At 72.1% G+C, this 18,471-nt stretch carries 11 protein-coding genes; 10 read left to right on the top strand and 1 reads right to left on the bottom strand.

Annotation, left to right across the window (positions count from 1 at the left end; genetic code table 11):
- The first annotated feature begins 125 nt into the window (after positions 1 to 125).
- Together ACK8N7_RS07505 and ACK8N7_RS07500 are read left to right on the top strand one after the other, a co-directional pair.
- The gene (locus tag ACK8N7_RS07505) at positions 126 to 3,437 is read left to right on the top strand and encodes a right-handed parallel beta-helix repeat-containing protein (protein WP_500441609.1); all 3,312 of its coding nucleotides are present in this window, start codon (positions 126 to 128) and stop codon (positions 3,435 to 3,437) included.
- Positions 3,434 to 4,693, top strand: a complete 1,260-nt coding sequence (locus ACK8N7_RS07500; RefSeq protein ID WP_500441607.1) for a S8 family serine peptidase — start codon at positions 3,434 to 3,436, stop codon at positions 4,691 to 4,693. Before ACK8N7_RS07505 ends, ACK8N7_RS07500 begins: the two co-directional genes overlap by 4 nt.
- A gap of 54 nt (positions 4,694 to 4,747) precedes the next feature.
- Here ACK8N7_RS07500 and eccCa read toward each other — a convergent pair whose 3' ends face one another.
- On the bottom strand, positions 4,748 to 8,755 hold the full coding sequence (gene eccCa, locus ACK8N7_RS07495) for a type VII secretion protein EccCa (RefSeq protein WP_403215633.1): 4,008 nt from the start codon (positions 8,753 to 8,755) through the stop codon (positions 4,748 to 4,750).
- 406 nt (positions 8,756 to 9,161) lie between these two features.
- On the opposite strand from eccCa, the gene eccD reads away from it, so the two are divergent.
- The 8 genes from eccD to ACK8N7_RS07455 all read left to right on the top strand — a co-directional run bounded on the left by eccD (position 9,162) and on the right by ACK8N7_RS07455 (position 18,428).
- A complete protein-coding gene (eccD, locus tag ACK8N7_RS07490; protein WP_403215631.1) occupies positions 9,162 to 10,568 on the top strand; it encodes a type VII secretion integral membrane protein EccD in 1,407 nt (468 codons plus the stop codon).
- Positions 10,569 to 10,644: 76 nt separating this feature from the next.
- Entirely contained in the window at positions 10,645 to 12,207 is a 1,563-nt protein-coding gene (gene eccB / locus ACK8N7_RS07485; RefSeq protein WP_500441604.1) for a type VII secretion protein EccB, read from the top strand.
- A 390-nt stretch (positions 12,208 to 12,597) separates the two neighbouring features.
- The gene (locus ACK8N7_RS07480; RefSeq protein WP_003970669.1) at positions 12,598 to 12,933 is read left to right on the top strand and encodes a hypothetical protein; all 336 of its coding nucleotides are present in this window, start codon (positions 12,598 to 12,600) and stop codon (positions 12,931 to 12,933) included.
- A 27-nt stretch (positions 12,934 to 12,960) separates the two neighbouring features.
- A complete protein-coding gene (locus ACK8N7_RS07475) occupies positions 12,961 to 13,269 on the top strand; it encodes a WXG100 family type VII secretion target (protein WP_003970670.1) in 309 nt (102 codons plus the stop codon).
- A 109-nt stretch (positions 13,270 to 13,378) separates the two neighbouring features.
- Positions 13,379 to 13,852 (top strand): type VII secretion system-associated protein, encoded by a 474-nt coding sequence (locus ACK8N7_RS07470; protein WP_403215627.1) that lies wholly within the window; start codon positions 13,379 to 13,381, stop codon positions 13,850 to 13,852.
- Between the two features lie 49 nt (positions 13,853 to 13,901).
- Complete coding sequence (locus ACK8N7_RS07465) at positions 13,902 to 17,501, top strand: AAWKG family protein (RefSeq protein ID WP_500441600.1); 3,600 nt, start codon at positions 13,902 to 13,904, stop codon at positions 17,499 to 17,501.
- Between the two features lie 106 nt (positions 17,502 to 17,607).
- On the top strand, positions 17,608 to 18,057 hold the full coding sequence (locus ACK8N7_RS07460; protein ID WP_500441598.1) for a YbaB/EbfC family nucleoid-associated protein: 450 nt from the start codon (positions 17,608 to 17,610) through the stop codon (positions 18,055 to 18,057).
- Positions 18,058 to 18,059: 2 nt separating this feature from the next.
- Positions 18,060 to 18,428, top strand: coding sequence for a hypothetical protein (locus tag ACK8N7_RS07455; protein ID WP_015612004.1), 369 nt, complete (start codon positions 18,060 to 18,062; stop codon positions 18,426 to 18,428).
- The last annotated feature ends 43 nt before the right edge of the window (positions 18,429 to 18,471 follow it).

Genomic DNA, 18,471 nt, shown 5'->3' with positions numbered 1-18,471 from the left:
GGGCGCCGCCCCCGGATCCCGTACGCGCCGGGACGGGGCATGATGGCAGCGTCGGACTGCTGCCCGCCCCCGGCGCAGACAAGGGGCGTTCGTCGAAGACGCCGCCGTAGCAAGGAGGTTGGTGCGTGTCGCGCCAGGTACTGTCGGTCGGTCCCGGGGACCGCTTCTCGACGATCGGTGAGGCGCTCGCCGCTGCCCGCACCGGTGCGCTCATCAGCGTCCGGCCCGGAACGTACGCGGAGAACCTGGTGATCCACACCCGGGTCACCCTCACCGCCGCCGAGGGCCGGGGCACGGTGGAGATCCGGCCGCGCTCGGGCAGCGTCATCGCGCTGCGCGCCGACGCCGTGATGCTCTCCGAACTCACCCTGCGCGGCGGCGACGCCGAGCTGCCCGCCGTGGATGTGCGGCGCGGGCAGGCCGCGTTCGACGGCTGCGAGATCGTCGGCGCCGCCTGGACCGCGATGCTGGCCGGCGGGACGGGCTCCCTCGCGCTGCGGGACTGCCGGGTGAGCAACCCGCAGGGCGCGGGCATCGTGGTGACCTCCACCACGCCCACCACCGTGGAGTCCTGCACGCTCGAACACCTCGGCACCAGCGGCATCGTCCTCGCCGAGCAGGGCGAGGCCCGCATCCGCGACTGCACGGTACGCGGCGCCCGCGGCAACGGGCTCCTCGCCAACGGCGAGACCCGGGGCACCGTCGAGGACTGCGACATCTCCTCCACCGACAAGCCCTCCATCGCCCTGGAGGAGAACTCCGCCGTCTCGGTCGTCCGGACCGTGGTGCACGACACCAGCACCGGCGTCCACCTGAGCAGTGCGGGCCGCACCACGCTGGAGGACGTCCGCGTCACCGGCGCCTCCGGCAACGGGATCGCCCTGGCCGGGGGCACCGACCCCGTACTGCGCCGCTGCCGCGTCTCACGCGTGCGCGGCCACGGCGTGGTCGTCACCGACCGGGCCCGCGGCACCTTCGAGGACTGCTGGGTCGACGGCGCGCAGGGCGCCGCGCTCCGGGTCGCCGGGGCTTCCTCCCCGGCGCTGACCGGGCTGACCGTCCGCGACTGCGAAGGGGCCGGGCTGCTCCTGGAGGAGGACTCGGCGCCGGAGCTGGACCGCCTGGAGGTGATCGGCTCCTCGCCCGCCGTCGCGCTGCTCGGCGGCGCCAACCCGCTGCTGCGCCGGGCCCGGCTGGTCGAACCCGCCGGCGACGGCATCGTGGCCACCCGGGACGCCCGGGGCCGCGTCGAGGACTGCGAGATCGTCCGGCCGAAGGGCGCCGGTGTACGGGTGGCCTCCGGCTCCACCCTCTACCTGGCCGGCGGCGGGGTCTCCGACACCGCCACCAGCGGACTGATCGTGGAGGACGGCGGCAACGTCACCGTCCGCGACTTCCGCGTCGAGATCTCCGGCGAGGAGGGCGTGGTCGTCGCGGCCGGCGGCGAGCTGACCGCCAACCGCACTTCCGTGCACGCCCCCAAGGGCCACGGCTTCCTGCTCCGCGAGGGCGCGCTCGCCTCGCTCAGCGGCTGCGAGGCCAACGGCGGTGCCCAGGACGGCTTCCGGGTGGAGTCCACCGCACCCGTCTCGCTCGTCAACTGCACCGCCCGGGAGAACGAGGGCGGCGGCCTGGTGCAGACCGCCCCCGGCGAACGGCTCGCCGTGGAGGGCCTGAACAGCGTCGGCAACGGCAAGCGGGACGCCTGGGGCAGCGGCAGCGCCGAGAACACCGACCCGGCAGGCTCCGGCGCCGCCGACGGACCCGCCCCCGACCGTGCGGACGGACCCCTCGGCGCCCTCAACGCGCTCATCGGCCTGGAGAACGTCAAACAGCAGGTCCGCACCCTGGTCAACCTCACCCAGCTCGCCCAGCGCCGCGAGCAGCTCGGCATGCCCGCACCGCCGATGAGCAGACACCTGGTCTTCGCCGGGCCGCCCGGCACCGGCAAGACCACCGTCGCCCGCCTCTTCGGGGCGATCCTGGCCGAGCTGGGCTCGCTGCGCAGCGGCCACCTGGTGGAGGTCTCCCGCGCCGACCTGGTCGCCCAGGTCGTCGGCGGCACCGCGATCAAGACCTCCGAGACCTTCCAACGGGCCCTCGGCGGCGTGCTGTTCATCGACGAGGCGTACACGCTCACCGCCGACAGCGGCAACGGCGGCGCCGACTTCGGCCGTGAGGCCGTGGACACCCTGCTGAAGCTCATGGAGGACCACCGCGACGACGTGGTGGTGGTCGCGGCCGGATACTCCCGCGAGATGGACTCCTTCCTCAGCTCCAACCCGGGCCTGGCGTCCCGCTTCTCGCGGACCGTCGAGTTCGAGAACTACTCCGTGCCCGACCTGGTCGCGATCATGGAGAGCATGTGCGCCCAGCACCAGTACGAGCTGGGTGAGGGGACCGCCGAGGCGCTGGCCGCACACTTCGGGGCGATGGACCGGGACGCCGGATTCGGCAACGGCCGCGCCGCACGAGGGGTGTTCGAGGAGATGGTGGACCGGCAGGCGGTCCGGCTCTCCGCGCAGCCCCAGGTCAGCGAGCGCGATCTGCGGCTGCTGCTCCCCGACGACGTCTCCGCCACCGCCGTCGCGTCGGCCGCCGGGACCGCCGCACCGGCCGACGACCCGCTCACCCGCCTCGGCGACATGATCGGCCTGGCCGGGGTGAAGCGCGAGGTCGCCGACCTGGTCAACCTCATCACCACCGCCCGCCACCGGGCCGCCGCCGGACTCCCCGTCCCCTCGCTCAGCAACCATCTGGTCTTCACCGGCCCGCCGGGCACCGGCAAGACCACCGTCGCCCGCCTCTACGGAGAGGTGCTCACCCAGCTCGGCGTCCTGCAGCGCGGCCAGCTGATCGAGGCGGCCCGCGCCGACCTCGTCGGCCGCTACATCGGCCACACCGCCCAGTTGACCCGCGAGGTCTTCGAGAAGGCCCGTGGCGGTGTGCTGTTCATCGACGAGGCCTACACCCTCACCCCGCGCGGCGGCGGCGCCGACTTCGGCCAGGAGGCGGTGGACACCCTGCTGAAGCTGATGGAGGACCACCGCGACGAGGTCGTCGTCATCGTCGCCGGCTACACCGACGAGATGGAACGCTTCCTCGCCTCCAACCCCGGCCTCTCCTCCCGCTTCCCGCGCCGGATCTCCTTCGCCGACTACTCCTCCGAGGAGCTGGTCACCATCGTGCGCGCCCAGGCCGCGAACATGGGGTACGAGTGCGGGCCCGGCACCGGCCCGCTGCTCAAGGAGTACTTCGACGCGCTGCCCCGGGACCGCTCCTTCGGCAACGCCCGCCTGGCCCGCCAGGTGGTCGAGTCGATGGTCACCCGCCAGGCGGGCAGGCTCAGTTCACTGGCCGCGCCCACCCTGGACGACCTGCGGGTCCTCCTCCCGTCGGACGTCACGGCCGTGGCCCCGAAGGCGGTCCCCCGGTGAGGCCGCCCGCCCGTGGGACGACACGTCTGCTGTACGGTGCCGGGCTTGCCGCCGCCCTGCTGCTGCCCGCCGCCGCACCAGCCCAGGCCGGTCCCCCCTCCCGTACCCCGACGGCGCTCCCCGCCGCCGACGGGAAGAAGGGCCAGGAGCTGCCCGGCATGCCCTCCGCGCTCGATCCGCAGGCGGAAGCGGTGGTCTGCACCCCCGCCTCCAAGGAGAAGGCGAAGAAGCAGGACTGGTCCCGCCAGCGCCTCGACCTGGACCGGCTGCACCGGCACACCACCGGGGCGGGCGTGACCGTCGCGCTGGTCTCCACCGGGGTCGACCCCGAGGCCGCCGGGCTCGACGGCCGGGTCACCGCCCGGGGCGAGGCCGCCGACGACTGCGTCGGGCAGGGTACGTTCCTGGCCGGGCTGATCGCCGGGACCGGCACCACCGCCCCCCGCCTCGCCGGGGTCGCCCCGGGCGCGAAGATCCTGGCCCTGCGCGGCACCGACCGGCGCGGGCAGCCGGACCCCGCGCTCGTCACGGCGGCGGTACGGGCCGCGACCGCCGCCCGGGCCGACGTGATCGCGGTCGCGGTGGCCCTGCCACGCCGGGACAAGGCCCTGACCCGTGCCGTGGCCGAGGCCCGCCGGGCGGGCGCGGTGGTGGTCGCGGCCGCCACCCCGGACCCGCCGTCCCGGGGCTCGGGCGACGAGATTCCCTCCCGTACCTACTGGCCCGCCGGTGAGCCCGGTGTCCTCGCGGTCGCCGACATGCTGCCCGCCGGCACCCGCCCGGACGGCGCACTGCCCACCGGCACCGTCGACCTCGCCGCGCCCGGCGCCGGGGTGGTCTCCGGCGGGCCGCGCGGCACCGGCCACTACCTCGGGGGCGGCGTCGTCGTGGCCACCGCGTACGCGGCCGGGGCCGCGGCGGTGGTCCGCGCCACGCACCCCGACGACCCGGCCGACGCGGTGACCCGTCGGCTGACGGCCACCGCGTACCCGGCCGACATCCCTCAGCTGGACGCCTACGCCGCCGTCACCACGGTCCTCGGCGACTCGGCCGCGCCCGCCGCCGGTGGGGAGCGCGCCGCCGATCCCGTGGCCGTACGCGACAGCTCCGGCACCGACCGCGCCACCGGGCGGGCCACCCTCTTCGTCCTGCTCGGTTCGGCCGGTGTCCTCGCCGTCCTCTGGGCCGGTTTCGCCCTCTCACGGGCGCGTGCCCGGGGCTGGCGTCCGGCCGGGGCCGGCACGACCGAGGGCTGAACGCGAGAGGCGCCCTCCCGTCGGGAGGGCGCCTCATCGGCGTGACTTTCCGGCCTACTCCACCAGCGCCGTCTGCACCAGCCGCGGCTTGCGGCGCTGGATGTGCAGGGCCCGGCCCGGCGGCAGGTTGAGCGGCTTCGCGTTGCCGAAGAGACGGCCCTCCGTGGGCGGGCAGGAGAGCAGGACCGCGGGGTTGTTGGCCTCGTCCAGGCGGCGGATCAGACCGTCGCTCAGGCCTCGGCCCGCGCCCATCGCGCTGCGGGCGACGACCAGGTGCAGGCCCATCTCGAAGCCGAGGGTCAGATTCTCGAAGAGCGGCTCGAAGGGGCTCTGGAAGGAGTTCCCGGAGACCATGTCGTAGTCGTCGACCAGGATGAACAGACGCGGGCCGGTCCACCAGTCGCAGGTGCGCATCCGGGCCGGGGCGATGTCGGCCCCGGGGATACGGGTCTTCATCGCGCGGGCCGCGCCCTCGATGGTCTCGTTGAGGTTGTCCAGCGAGATCACATGGCCGATGCGGTACTCCTCGGGGATGGCGTCGACCAGGGTGCGGCGGTAGTCCACCGCGATGATCTTCGCCTCCTCGGGGGCGTAACGGGCGGTGATCCCCTTGGTGATCAGGCGCAGCAGATTGGTCTTGCCGCTCTCGGTGTCACCGACCGCGATCAGGTGCGGGGTCCGGCTGAAGTCGTGCCAGACCGGCTCCAGCGCGTCCTGGTCGAGACCGAGCGCCAGGCGCATACCGCCGCCCTCGGTGGCTTCGGGCGCCGGGAGTTCGGAGACCGGGAGGCGGTGCGGGAGCATCCGGACCTGCGGTGCGGACGGGCCCGACCAGTGCCGGGCGATCTCCGCGACCAGGTGGGTGACGCCCTCGCCGAGGTCCTCCAGGGAGCCGCTGCCGTCCAGGCGGGGCAGGCCGGCGAGGAAGTGCATCTTGCTGTCGGCGGTGATGCCCCGGCCGCCGGTGCGCGGCACCGAACGGGCCTTGCGGGTGTCGATCTCGGAGTCCATCGGGTCACCCATCCGCAGCTCCAGCCGGGTCGCGGCCTGGTCGCGGACCTGCGCGGACAGCTCCACCCAGCGGGTGGTCGTGATGATCAGGTGGATGCCGTAGTTGAGGCCCCGGGCGGCGAGTTCGTTGAACTTCGGGATCAGGTCGTCGTAGTCCTGGCGGACCGTGGACCAGCCGTCGACCACCAGGAACACATCACCGAACGGCTCGTCGGGGAACTCCCCGGCTGCCCGGCGGCGGCGGTAGGACTGCATGGAGTCGAGCGTGTGGTCCACGAAGAACTGTTCGCGGCGGGCGAGCAGCGTCATCACCTCGGCGACCGCCCGGTGCACCCGCTCCGGGTTGAGCCGCGCCGCGACCCCGCCGACGTGCGGCAGCGCGGCGAGCTGGGAGAGGCCGCCGCCGCCGAAGTCCAGGCAGTAGAACTGGACCTCGGCCGGGGTGTGGGTGAGGGCGAGGGCGGCGATGAGCGTACGGGCGAGCGTCGACTTGCCGCTCTGCGAACCGCCCGCGACGGCCACATGGCCGCCCGCCCCGGACAGGTCCACGATCAACGGGTCGCGGCGCTGGTCGAAGGGCTTGTCCACCAGACCGACCGGGACCCGCAGCCGTCCGGCGCCGGGCCAGCCCGTGGCGATGAGACCGCGCTCCGGATCGGGGGCGATGCCGGGCAGCAGGGCGTCCAGCGGCGACGGCTCGTCCAGCGGCGGCAGCCACACCTGGTGCGCGGCGGGCCCGGAGCCCTGCAGCCGCTCCAGCGCCACGTCGAGCAGCGCCTCCTCGTCCTCGGCCTCCTCCGTCTCCGGCTCCGGCTCGGGCGGGGTCTCCAGGGTGCGGGGCACCACCCACCCGCTGGTCCACGGCACCACCTGGCTGGCCACCCGGGCCTGCACGACGGCCCCCGTACGGCGTCGGTACGTCCCCGAGGAGTACGCGGCGCGGAACCGGGTCAGGGCCTCCACACCGGACTTCAGATAGCCGCTGCCGGGCGCGGCGGGCAGCTCGTAGGCGTCGGGCACACCGAGCACACCGCGGCTCTCCATCGCGGAGAAGGTACGCAGCCCTATGCGGTACGAGAGGTGGCTCTCCAGCTGGTGCATGCGCCCCTCGTCCAGGCGCTGCGAGGCGAGCAGCAGGTGCACGCCCAGCGACCGGCCGAGGCGGCCGATCATCACGAACAGCTCCATGAACTCCCGGTGGGTGGAGAGCAGCTCGCTGAACTCGTCGACCACCACGAACAGGCTGGGCAGCGGTGTGAGGTCCGCCCCGGCGGCGCGGGCCCGCTCGTACTCCAGGGCCGAGGTGTAGTTGCCCGCCGACCGGAGAAGCTCCTGGCGGCGGATGAGTTCGCCGTGCAGGGCGTCCTGCATGCGCTCCACCAGGGCGACTTCGTCGGCCAGGTTGGTGATCACCGCGGAGGTGTGGGGGAGTTCCTCCAGGCCGAGGAAGGTGGCGCCGCCCTTGAAGTCGACCAGGACGAAGTTGAGGGTCTCGGAGGAGTTGGTGAGGGCGAGGCCCAGGACGAGGGTGCGCAGGAGCTCGCTCTTGCCGGAGCCGGTGGCGCCGATGAGCATGCCGTGCGGGCCCATACCGCCCTGCGCGGACTCCTTGATGTCCAGCTCGACCGCGCGGCCGTCCACCCCGACCGCGATCGGCACCCGCAGCCGGCCGGAGCCGGAGTGCCGGTCGAAGAGGGTCTGCGGGTCGTGCCGGTGCAGGTCGGGGATGCCGAGCAGGGTGGTCAGCTCGACGTCGGTGTCCAGCGGCTGCGCGATGTCGGTGCCCAGGCTCATCCGGCGCGGGGTGAGCAGCCGGGCCAGCGACTCGGCCCCGAGCGGGCCGAGCCGGTCGGGGCGGCCGAGCGGCACGGAGCGCTCCTTGCGGCTGCGGTCGGTGCGCACCAGGCTCACCTGGTCGGCCCCGACGGTCAGCCGCAGCGTGTTGCGGCCGGGCCGCCACCGCAGCGCCCCGGACACGTCGAGGATCAGGGCGTTGCGGTAGCCGTGCCCCTCCCAGCGGTGGCCCTCCGGGACGGTGACGCCGTCCAGCACGACGACCGTGTACGGCTCGTCACGGCCGGGGCGGGCGTCCGGGTCGAAGCCGGGGCGCTCGGCGAACTCGGCGCCGAGCAGATCGTCCAGCTCGGTGAGGTCGGCGGTGATCCGGCGGGCCTGCCCCGCCCCGTCCTCCTCGTGCGGATCCAGCACATGCGGCAGCCACTTGACCCACTCCCAGTCGGACCGCCGCTCGTCGCTGACGCAGAGCGCGATCCACAGCTCCTCCGGCGCGTGGAACACCGCGAGCTGCCCGAGCATGGCCCGCACCAGGGCGCGTACGGCGTCGCCGCCGTCCTCACCGGTCGCCGCGCTCTCCTCACCGGGCGCCTCCTCCGGGCGCAGCAGGATCCGGGCCGAGGAGCGCAGGTAGAGGCCCAGGGGCTGTTCCGGGATGGTGGAGTACGCGCGGATGAAGCGGCGCAGGGCGTGCGCGCAGAGGGGTTCGAGGTCCTCGACCGGGCGGGTGGAGACCGGGTTCAGGGTGAGGGCGAGCTGCTGTTCGCCGACCGCGAGACGGACCTCACCGAAGTCCTCGTCGGCCGGGCGGCGCTCCCACAGCCGGGAGGTACGGGCCAGCGAGCGGAGCGAAGCGGGCTCCGGGTGGCGCCAGGCCAGCGCCCGCTGCTGCTCTGCGATGGTGGTCCGCACCCGCTTGCGGGTCTGAGCCAGATAGCGCAGATAGTCGCGGCGTTCGCCCTTGAGCCGCTGCTTGCGCTCGCTGGAGCGGCGCATCAGCTGCCCGAGCAGCATGGCACCGGCGGAGAGCGCCATGACGCCCATCGCCAGATACATGAAGACGCCGTTCCCGCCGCCGGGGCGCAGGAACATCAGCATCATCGACACCGACATCAGGGCCATCGGCAGGTAGGTCCACACCGCCGAGGTGTCGGGCACCGTCTCGGCGAGGACCGGAGGCTCCTGGAGGGTCAATTGCCCCTCGGGCATCTCCGGCCCGCGCCTGCGGGCCGGGCGGCGGAACAGCACGACACTCAAGGAACAGAACCTCCGGTTCACTGACTTCCCGGCCCGTTCCGAATACCGGCTGGTACCCGTCAGGGGGAAAGACCGCACCAGGCGGATTCTCCGGGCCGCACGTGCACCGATGAACGCCGGGTGAATGTTTCGAGCGGATAGCGGGGGACGGCCAACTTCGGTGATGGACAAGCGCCTACCGGATTCGAGGTCCGGTCCGCAGCACGACCGGTGGCCGCAGGCAGTAGTCTGCATTCACGGAACGCGACCTGTCCACGCGGGAGTGGTGGTCGCCGGGTGTGCGGGCACAATTTCCCTGCCCGGCCCCCGGGTTCACGGTCGCGCGGACTTATCCGTACTGTTCGCACATTCCCTCTCCCGGGGAAGTCTCCTGTCAAAGCCTGCACGGAAGACGAGAGTTCTGCTGATGACCGACAGTGCGGTGGCCGAATCGTGCCGCCTGACCGTACGTGCGCCGAGCGTCACCATCGATCTGGCCGTGCCCGCCGACGTACCGGTCGCCGATCTCCTGCCCACCCTCCTGCGGTACGTTGGTGAGGAGGCCGAGGAGGCCGGGCTCGACCACGCCGGCTGGGTGCTCCAGCGGCTCGGCGACGCCCCGCTCGACGAGGAGACCACCCTGGCCCGGGCGGGTCTCTCCGACGGGGCCGTGCTCCATCTGCGCCCGCACACCGAGGCGCTGCCCGAGGCCCGACTGGACGACCTGGTCGACGGGATCGCCGAGACGGTGGGCCGCCGGCTGCACACCTGGAGCGCCGCGGCGGCCCGGGGCCTGCTGGTGGGGACCGCCGTGGCGACCGTGGTGGCCGCCCTGGTGCTGGTGTTCTGGCCCGGAGTGGCCGATTCCACCGCCATCCGGGCCGCCTGCGCGGCCGTCGCCGGAGTGCTGCTGCTCGCCGGTGCGGGCTCCGCCAGCCGCGCGGTCGGCGACCGGCTCTCCGCGACCGCGCTCGGCCTGCTGGTCGCCCCGTGCTTCGCCCTGGTCGGCTGGGTGCTGCCCGGTGGCGACCTGACCGGCCCCGACGCTGCGGAGGTCGCGGGCGCGCGGCTGCTCGCCGCGGGCGCCGCGGCGGCGGGCGGCGCGGTCCTCGCCCTCGCCGCGACGGCGGTCGGCGCCCCCGCGCTGCTGGCCACCGCCGTGGTCGCCGTGGCCACCGCCGTCTCCGGGGCCCTGATGGGCTACACCGGCCTGGACGTGCCGGCCGCCGTGGCGCTGGTCGCGACGGTCGTCGCGCTGGCCGCCGGGGCGGTGGCACCGTTCGCCTTCAAACTGGCCGGAATGCGTATGCCCTCCCTGCCGTCCTCCGCCGGACAGCTCCAGGAGGGCATCGACCCGTACGCGGGCGACGAGGTCGCCGAGCGCACCGAACTCGCCGGGCGCTGGGTCACCGCGCTCTTCGCCGCCACCGGCACCATCGCCGCCGCCGCCCTGGCCGTCCTCGCCCACACCCCGGACCTCCCCGAGACGCTCACCGCGCTCTCGCTGGCCCTGCTGCTGCTCCTGCACTCCAGGGGCCTGGTCCACATCGGCCAGCGCCTCACCCTGGCGGTGCCCGGGATCTGGGGGCTGCTGCTGCTCGCCCGGGCCTGGGCGGTGGACAGCGACGCCGACGGCCGCGTGGTCGTCTTCGCGGTGCTGCTCGCCGTCGCGGCCGCCCTGGTGACCGCGTCCTGGATCGTGCCCGGCCGCCGGGTGCTGCCGTACTGGGGCCGGGCGGCGGAGCTGGCGCACACCGGCCTCGCCGTCGCACTGCTGCCGCTCACCCTCTGGGTGGCGGGCCTCTTCGGCTGGCTGCGCGGCCTGTTCGGCTGAGCTCCCCCCCCGTACGGTCCACCAGGCCTGAACACCCCCGTACGCCGTTCCATCGAAGAAGAGTTGAGGAGAGGCTGTGCAGTCCAAGCGCGACCAGGTGCAGGCCCACGGTTTCATGATGGGCAGGCTCAGCTCGGGCCTGCTGACGGCCGACCCGGACGCCCCGGAGAGCCCGCTGGGCCGGACCACCCGGGGCGTGGTCTTCGGCCTGCTGGTGACCGTCCTGATCGGCGCGGGTGCCACCGTCTACGGGCTGCTGCGCCCCGGCGGCAACGAGACCTGGCGCAAGGGCGAGAACCTGGTGGTCAACCGCGAGACCGGTGCCCGCTATCTGTGGACCGGCACCGACGGCGTACTCCACCCGGTGCGCAACTACGCCTCGGCCCGGCTGATCGGAGGCGCGCAGCTCAAGGCCGTGGACGTCTCCACCGCCTCGCTGCGGGACGTCCCCGTCGGGTCCCCGGCCGGCATCCCCGGCGCCCCCGACACCCTTCCCGGCCCCGCTCAGCTGGACTCCGGGGCCTGGCACATGTGCGTCACCGGCCCGGACGGGGCGCTGCCCAGCACCTCCGGGGCCGTCGCGGACGCGGGCGTGGACAGCCCGGGGGCCACCACCGTGGTCGCCGGTTCGCCGCTGGAATCCCAGGGCGTCGGCGCCGACCGGGGCGTGCTCGTACGCGGCCCGGACCGCACCGAGTACCTGGTGTGGCGGGGCAGCCGGCTCGCGCTGGACCCCGAGTCCGACGCCCGTAACGCCCTCGGTTACGGCTCCGAGCGGGCGATGCCCGTCTCGGCGGCCTTCCTCGACGCCCTGGCCCCCGGCCCCGCCCTGAAGCCGCCCGAGGTCCCGGGGCGCGGGGAGAAGGGCCCGGTGCTGGGCGGCGAACCGAGCAGGATCGGCGAGCTGTTCCAGGTCAGCGTGCCCGGCGGCGGCACCACGTACCACCTGCTCCGCAAGGACGGCCTGGTGCCGCTGTCCCGGCTGGAGGCCGCCCTGGTGCTGGGCGACCCGGCCACCCAGAAGGACGCCTACCGGGGACGCTCGCCCGAGGCCCGCGAGGTCGGCGCCGACGCGCTGCGTACGCACCGGGCGAAGGAGACGGCCGCCGCCGGATCCGCGGCGGGGGAGCTGCCCCGTACGCCCCCGATCCCGGAGTCCGCACCGCGCGGCACCGCTCTCTGCGCCCAGGTCGACGGCGGCAACGGCGGCGCCCGGATCAGGTCGGTGCTGGTCCCGCTGACCGGCCTGGCTCCCGTCGCGGTGTCGCAGGGAACCGACCGGCCGCTGGTCGCGGCCTGTGCCCGGACGGACGCCACGGTGGTAAGGCCGGGGCGCGGCGCCCTGGTCCGTGCCCTGCACGCGAGCGGCGCGGCGCACGCCGGGACCACCTATCTGGTCGCGGAGAACGGGGTGAAGTACCGGGTCCCGGCCAAGGAATCCCTGGGGGCGCTCGGATACGGGGAGGGGGACATCGGCTCGGTGCCCGCACCGCTGCTCGCGGCCCTGCCGACCGGCGCTGACCTGGATCCGGCCGCGGCCTCCGGCGCCGCGGAGCCCAGGGTCACCGCCCCGAAGTGCGGTGCTCCCGACGCCACCGGTACGGCCACCACGGCCGACGCCGTCGACTCCCGGCCATGATCCAGGCAAACGCCCCATACGGTGCCGAAGAAAGGGAAATGGGAGGCGGGGAAGTAAAGCTTCGAACATAACTCGGGTCCGACGGGGTCCATTCGGCCCGGCCCGGGCATGGAGGGAAACCTCAGATAAAGCTCAGGGAATGGGCTGTCCCGATGACCGTTCGGATTCACCCGCTGCCCGTTTCCCGTCCGTATCGCCCCGCCCCGGCCGACCGGCGGCGGGGCACGTTCATTTAGCCGAAACCTTCGGACAACTCCGTTGGCATGTAAGGATTCCGGCGAACTGACCTATGCTCAAATCTTCCCAACATGCGTTGCGCCGACCGGTGAGTTCTCTTTAGCCTCAGCGGGCAACGGTGCGATGAGAGTCACTCAACGAAGGGAGCGCGACATGGCTGACAGTGGCCAGAGGCGGGCGGACTATGCCAAGGGCTTGGGAGGTGTCTCCTCTCTGGAGTCGGCCCGGGCCGCGGTCGAGAAGATCCAGAACAACGTCGCCGAGATCGCCGCTCGTTCGGGTGTCGGCGGTGACGAGGGCCAGGCCCTGCTGAAGCTGTTCCGCAGCTGGAACGGCGAGGCGCAGAAGGTCGTCGTCCAGATCAGCAAGATGGTCGACGCTCTCCAGGAGAACGTGACGTCGGCCGACCGGCTGGCGAAGGAGAACCAGGACCTCACCGAGGTGCTCAACAGCAAGACCAGCCAAGGCGTCTTCGAAGCACTGCGCTGATCCGCCCCCCACCCGAGAGGAGATGTCATGGCCGACGGCATCATCGATGTGCAGTACTCCACGGTCCGCAACGCGATCGAGGAGCTGAAGCAGCAGACCCAGCAGATCATCACCACCCTCAACAACCTGGAGGACGAGCTCAAGCCGCTCGTGACCTCATGGGAGGGTGACGACCAGCAGATGTACCGCGGCGTCCAGGCCGAGTGGGACCAGGCGACCAAGAACATGGCCCTGCTCCTCGGCGACAGCGGCGAGCTGGTCCAGAGCATCCACGACAACCACTCCCGCGACGAGCGCAGGAGCGCCGACAACTGGGGTGGCGTGCGGGCCCGTTAGCCTTCCGGCCGGGGTCCGCCTCCCTGCCGTACGCGGCGGAGGCGGACCCCGGCTTCCCGCAGCCCCGTTCCAGTGACCCTGTCCGGACCCGATCGCAGGAGGACGTCCCATGGCCGGTGAGCAGGCCGACGTCAAGCATTTCGACCTCAAGCAGATGGAGAACTTCCGCGACAACGAGGTGCACCCGGTCTACACCAAGGCCAAGAAGCACAAGGAGGAGGGCGAGGGCGAGGGCGACAGCCGCATCCGCCCCCTCGGTGAGCTGATCGGCGGCTACACCACGGCCGACAACCTCGACCAGGACCGGCAGCTCCTGCGCCTCGGACTGATGAACACGGACAAGCTGATCTCCGGTCCGACGCTGGTCGAGAGCGTGAAAGCCGTCGCCACGTCCGTCGACAAGCTGCTCGGTGACCAGATGGAGCTCTTCAAGGAGCTCAAGGAAGCCCTCACCGACACCATCGAAGAGGCCAACAAGACCAAGAACAAGAACCTGGACGCGATCGACGCCCAGACGCTGCTCCAGACCTTCGAAGAGGTCGACACGCTCACCAGCGGATCCTCGGGCACGGAAGAGAAGTAGCCGCCCCCGCGGACCGGGGTGGACGGCGAGAGACGAGAAGGGGCGCGCGGTGGCCGACCGGTACGACGAATCATCCGTGGAGAACGTCGACAAGTACGAGAACAGGGACGCGGCATCCGCCGACAACTGGGCCGACCTCGTCACGCACATCACCGGCTATCCCGTGCCCAAGCGCAGCGAGATCTTCGACACGCTCCGCTCCGACCACGGCGGCAAGCTCTTCCGGATGGACATCAAGGAGCGCAGCCTCAGCCTCCTCGTCAAGGACTCCGGCTTCCTGCGGGACAAGGGCCAGGACTACGACATCTGGTTCTTCGACAGCGGCAAGAAGCGCTCCATCATGCAGGCCCGCATCGTCTTCGAGGGACGCGTGAAGTCCGGCGACGAGATCATCTTCGCCGGCACCGACTCCACCGACGTCGAGAACGTGTCCGTCCGCGAGGGCAACGAGTTCACGGACTACAACAAGGACAAGTTCAGTACCATCCCGCTGGCCCGGTACATGAACGGGCCACGGGCGGCGCTCCTGGCACTGCTGAAGGGGAACAGCGGCGACGGCCGCTTCAGCGGCCTGGTCGCCAAGGAGTCCGACGTCGTCGACCTGGACTCCTTCGACAACGCGGGCCACTCCTTCGACTACGCGGCCAAGTTCTTCAAGGACCACGCACCGCTGCTGAAGGACTGGGAGGACCGCTTCGGCCGGGACGACGCGAGCTGGAAGGGCGAGGCGGCGGATGTCTTCCGCAGCCTCATCAAGAAGATCCGCGAGAACTACGACAGTTACGTGGAGACCTTCAACAGCACCGCGGGCACCGGCGACGACACCGGCACCGGCAACACCGTGTACTCCCGGGCGCTCTCGCTCGGCCGCTCCCATCTGGAGCAGGCCGCCCGGGACCTGCTGAACAACTGGCTGACCTGGGCCCAGTCCGACTACTACGACCCGCACCGGGTGCTGCGTTACGTCCTCGACGACCTCGCCAAGTGGGTGGACGCGGAGAACGTGGCCAAGACGGACATCAAGTCGTACACCACCCGCTACTCCACGACCGTCAGCCACAGCCCGCAGGCCGGATTCTCCCAGGTGCACCCGGACTACGGAGACCTCTCCGACATCGCCAACTGGGCGAAGGTCGGAGACAAGGCGGTGGACATCTGGAGCCGGGCAGTGGACGACATGCTCGTGGAGCCCGCCCGCGAGGTGCAGTCACGGCTCAACAACCAGTTCCTCACGCTCTCCAAGGACTTCTCCGAGAACGTACCCGAGCCCAAGTCGACCAGCACGGCCGGCGAGGAGTACGAGAAGAATAAGCTGGAGGAGGAGAAGGAGAAGATCAACGAGGAGAACGAGGAGAACCGCCGCTACCAGGACGAACTCCGTGAGGAGCAGCGCCTCCAGCGCGAGGAGGACAAGAGGCTCCAGGAGGAGCTGCGTGAGGAGCAGCGGCTCCAGCGCGAGGAGGACAAGAATCTTCAGGACGAGCTGCGTGAGGAGCAGCGGCTCCAGCGCGAGGAGGACAAGAATCTTCAGGACGAGCTGCGTGAGGAGCAGCGGCTCCAGCGCGAGGAGGACAAGAACCTTCAGGACGAGCTGCGCGACGAGCAGAACAAGCAGCGCGACGAGGACAAGAAGTACCAGGACGAGTTGCGCGAGGAGCAGCGGCGGGAGCAGGAGGAGGCCAAGCGGGAGGCCGAGGAGCAGGCCAAGCAGATGGAGGAGAGCCTCGGCAACATCAACGGTCCGGGTGGCGGGGAGGACCTCGGCAACCTGGACGACCTGCTGAACCTCAAACAGGACATCCCGGTGACCGAGAGCCTCGGTGACCTCGGAGACCTGAACGGCCCCGGCTCCGGCGGCGGGAACAGCCCGAGCCTCGACGACGTGAACAACGCGATCTCGGAGAACCTCGGCAACCTGGGCGATGTGAACAACCCCGGCGGCGAGAACCAGCAGGGGCCCGCGGGCGGCCCGCTCCCGGTCGGCCAGAACCTGGGCAACCTCGGCCAGCTCAACGGCGGCCCGGGCGGGACGAAGAACCCCACGGACGCGGCCAACGAGGCGATCAACCAGAACCTGGGCAACCTCGGCGACCTCAACAGCGGCGCGGGCGGCTCCCTCGACACCCCGACCGGCGGCACCACCCAGCTCGACGGCAACCAGCTCACCACCGGCTTCCCGGACGGCAGCACCACCTCCTTCGACCCGGACAGCGGGCTCCTCACCACCACCCACCCGGACGGCAGCGTCACCACGCAGGACCTGAGCGACGGCCTCAGGGTGACCAACCCGGACGGCTCGGTCACCTCTCTCGGCGACGACGGAAAGCTGACGACGACGTTCCCCGACGGCACGACGCAGGTCGTCGACCCGAAGACCGGCCAGGCCACCTCCACCGCCCCCGACGGCACCGTCACCACGGAGAACCTCGGCAGCCTCGGGGACCTGAACGGCCGCAACGGGAGCGGGGACTTGGGCGACCTCGGCGACCTGGGCAACATCAACGCCGACCTGCCGACCGAGTCACCCGGCGACCTCGGCGACCGGGAGACCATCAACGACCTGGGCGACCTCGGGAACCTCAACACCGACGACGCGGGTCTGAAGTCCTCGACCGGCAGTCTCACCGGGCTGGAGAACGGCGACTTCGCCACCACGTTCCCGGACGGTGGCAAGAGCGTCTTCGACCCGGACACGGGGCAGCTCACCAGCATCGCTCCGGACGGTTCCAAGGTCACCACCGACCTCACCCACGGGGCCGACGTGACCAACCCGGACGGCTCCGTCTCCTCGCTGGACGACGGCCGGTTCGTCAACTCCTTCCCGGACGGCTCCAGCCACTCCATCGACCCGGACACCGGCATCGCCACCGTCACCGATCCCCAGGGCAGGACCGAGACGGTCACCCTCGACGAGCTCAACTCGCGGGGAAGCGACGGCAGGCCGGACTTCCTCGACGACCTGCGGGATCTCGGCCAGAACCGTGATCTCGGCAATCTCGGTGACCTCAACGGGAATCGGGACCTGGACGGCCTCAACGGGAATCGGGACCTTGATCTGGACGCCCTCAAGGACCTCGGCAGCGGCAGCAGCGGTGGCGGTGGCGGTGACGGCACCACCTCCCGGGACCTGGCGTTCTCCGAGCTGGGCGTCGGCGGCGGCCAGTCCGGTCCCGGCGGCCTGGCCGGTTCGGCCGCCTTCTCCCCGGGCGGCGCCGGCGGGGGCGGGGTCGCCCCCCTCTCGGACGGCGTCGCCGCCGGTGCGGGCAGCCCGCTCGCCCCCGGCGCGGCAGGCGGCGCACCCGGCGCCCCGGGCACGCCCGGCTCCCCCGGCATGCCGATGGGCGGCGGAATGGGCGGCATGGGCGGTGGCGGCGAGAAGGGCAACGGCGAGCGCGTGCGCGCCGTCCTGGTCGACGCTGCCGAGGAGAGCGAGCGCCGCAACCGCCGCAGGCGCAGCCCGTGGAACCGCCAGGAGGACAGCGACACCTTCCTCACCCCGGCCTCCCGGGTGGCGACCACCGGCGGCGACTCCCCGGCGGAGGAGCAGGAGCAGGGGCGCAGGCCCGTGACCTCCGCCGACTACCTGGAGGAGGACGCGGACGTCTGGGGCACCGAGGAGGGCGGCACCCCGGCCGTCATCGGCAGGTGACGTTCGCTCAGGCGCCCGCCACCAGGCAGGATGAGCGGGCCGGGCGCCACGCCCGTACCGACATCCGTACGTACGTGAAGACCGAGGCAGAAGGAGGGGAGCGGGCGTGACGGAACCGCTGGAGAAGCGCCTGGAGAAGGCCATGGCCGAACTGCAGGCGGCCCAGGAGGCGGTGGCGCGCACCGAGCGCGAGCTGCGGTCGGCGTCCTTCGCGGCGCTCTCCTCCGACCGTGCGGTCCGCGCCACCGCGGGCCCGCAGGGTGAGCTGACCGGGATCGAGTTCCTGGAGAACAAGTACCGAGACATGTCCCCGCAGGAGCTGGCCGCCAGCGTGCTGGAGGCGGCGAGTGCGGCCCGGCTGAAGATGAACCGCCATGTGATGAAGGCGATGGCCCCCTTCACCGAACCCAGCAGCGACCTGCCGGAGCTGAAGGGCTTCGAGCTGGACTGGGAGCGCATCTTCGGCCCCGAGGTCCTGCGCGAGGACGACGACACCGCGCGCGGCCCGGCCACCCCCGCCTGGCGGGACGCGCTCGGCGACGAGGGAGAGGACTGACGATGGGACAGCGGTACTACGTCGACCCGGAGCGCATCGAGGCCCTGGCACGGCAGTTGGAGGAGATCGGCACGCTCACCCGGTCCATGACCGAGGAGTTCCTCGACGAGCTGGCGCCCACGGTCAGCTGGCCCGGCACCAACAGCGAGTTCTCGGAGAAGGCCAAGCCGCAGGAGCAGAAGGAGCGGCAGACCACCAAGGACACCATGCTCTCCATCCGGGACGCGCTGGTGGGCATCACCGACGCCACGATCGGCAACGTCCGGATGATGAAGGACACCCGCGACCGCAACATCGACGAGATCGAGCACGGCAACAGCCGCCTGGAGACCGATGGACTCGGCGGCCCGGGCGGGCATGGCCGGCGCTGACCTCCGCACCGCAGGCCGCTCCCGTACGGATTCGGGAGCGGCC

The organism is Streptomyces griseobrunneus (assembly GCF_046713465.1).
Lineage (GTDB): Bacteria > Actinomycetota > Actinomycetes > Streptomycetales > Streptomycetaceae > Streptomyces > Streptomyces microflavus.
This window is presented reverse-complemented; position numbering and strand designations above follow the sequence as displayed.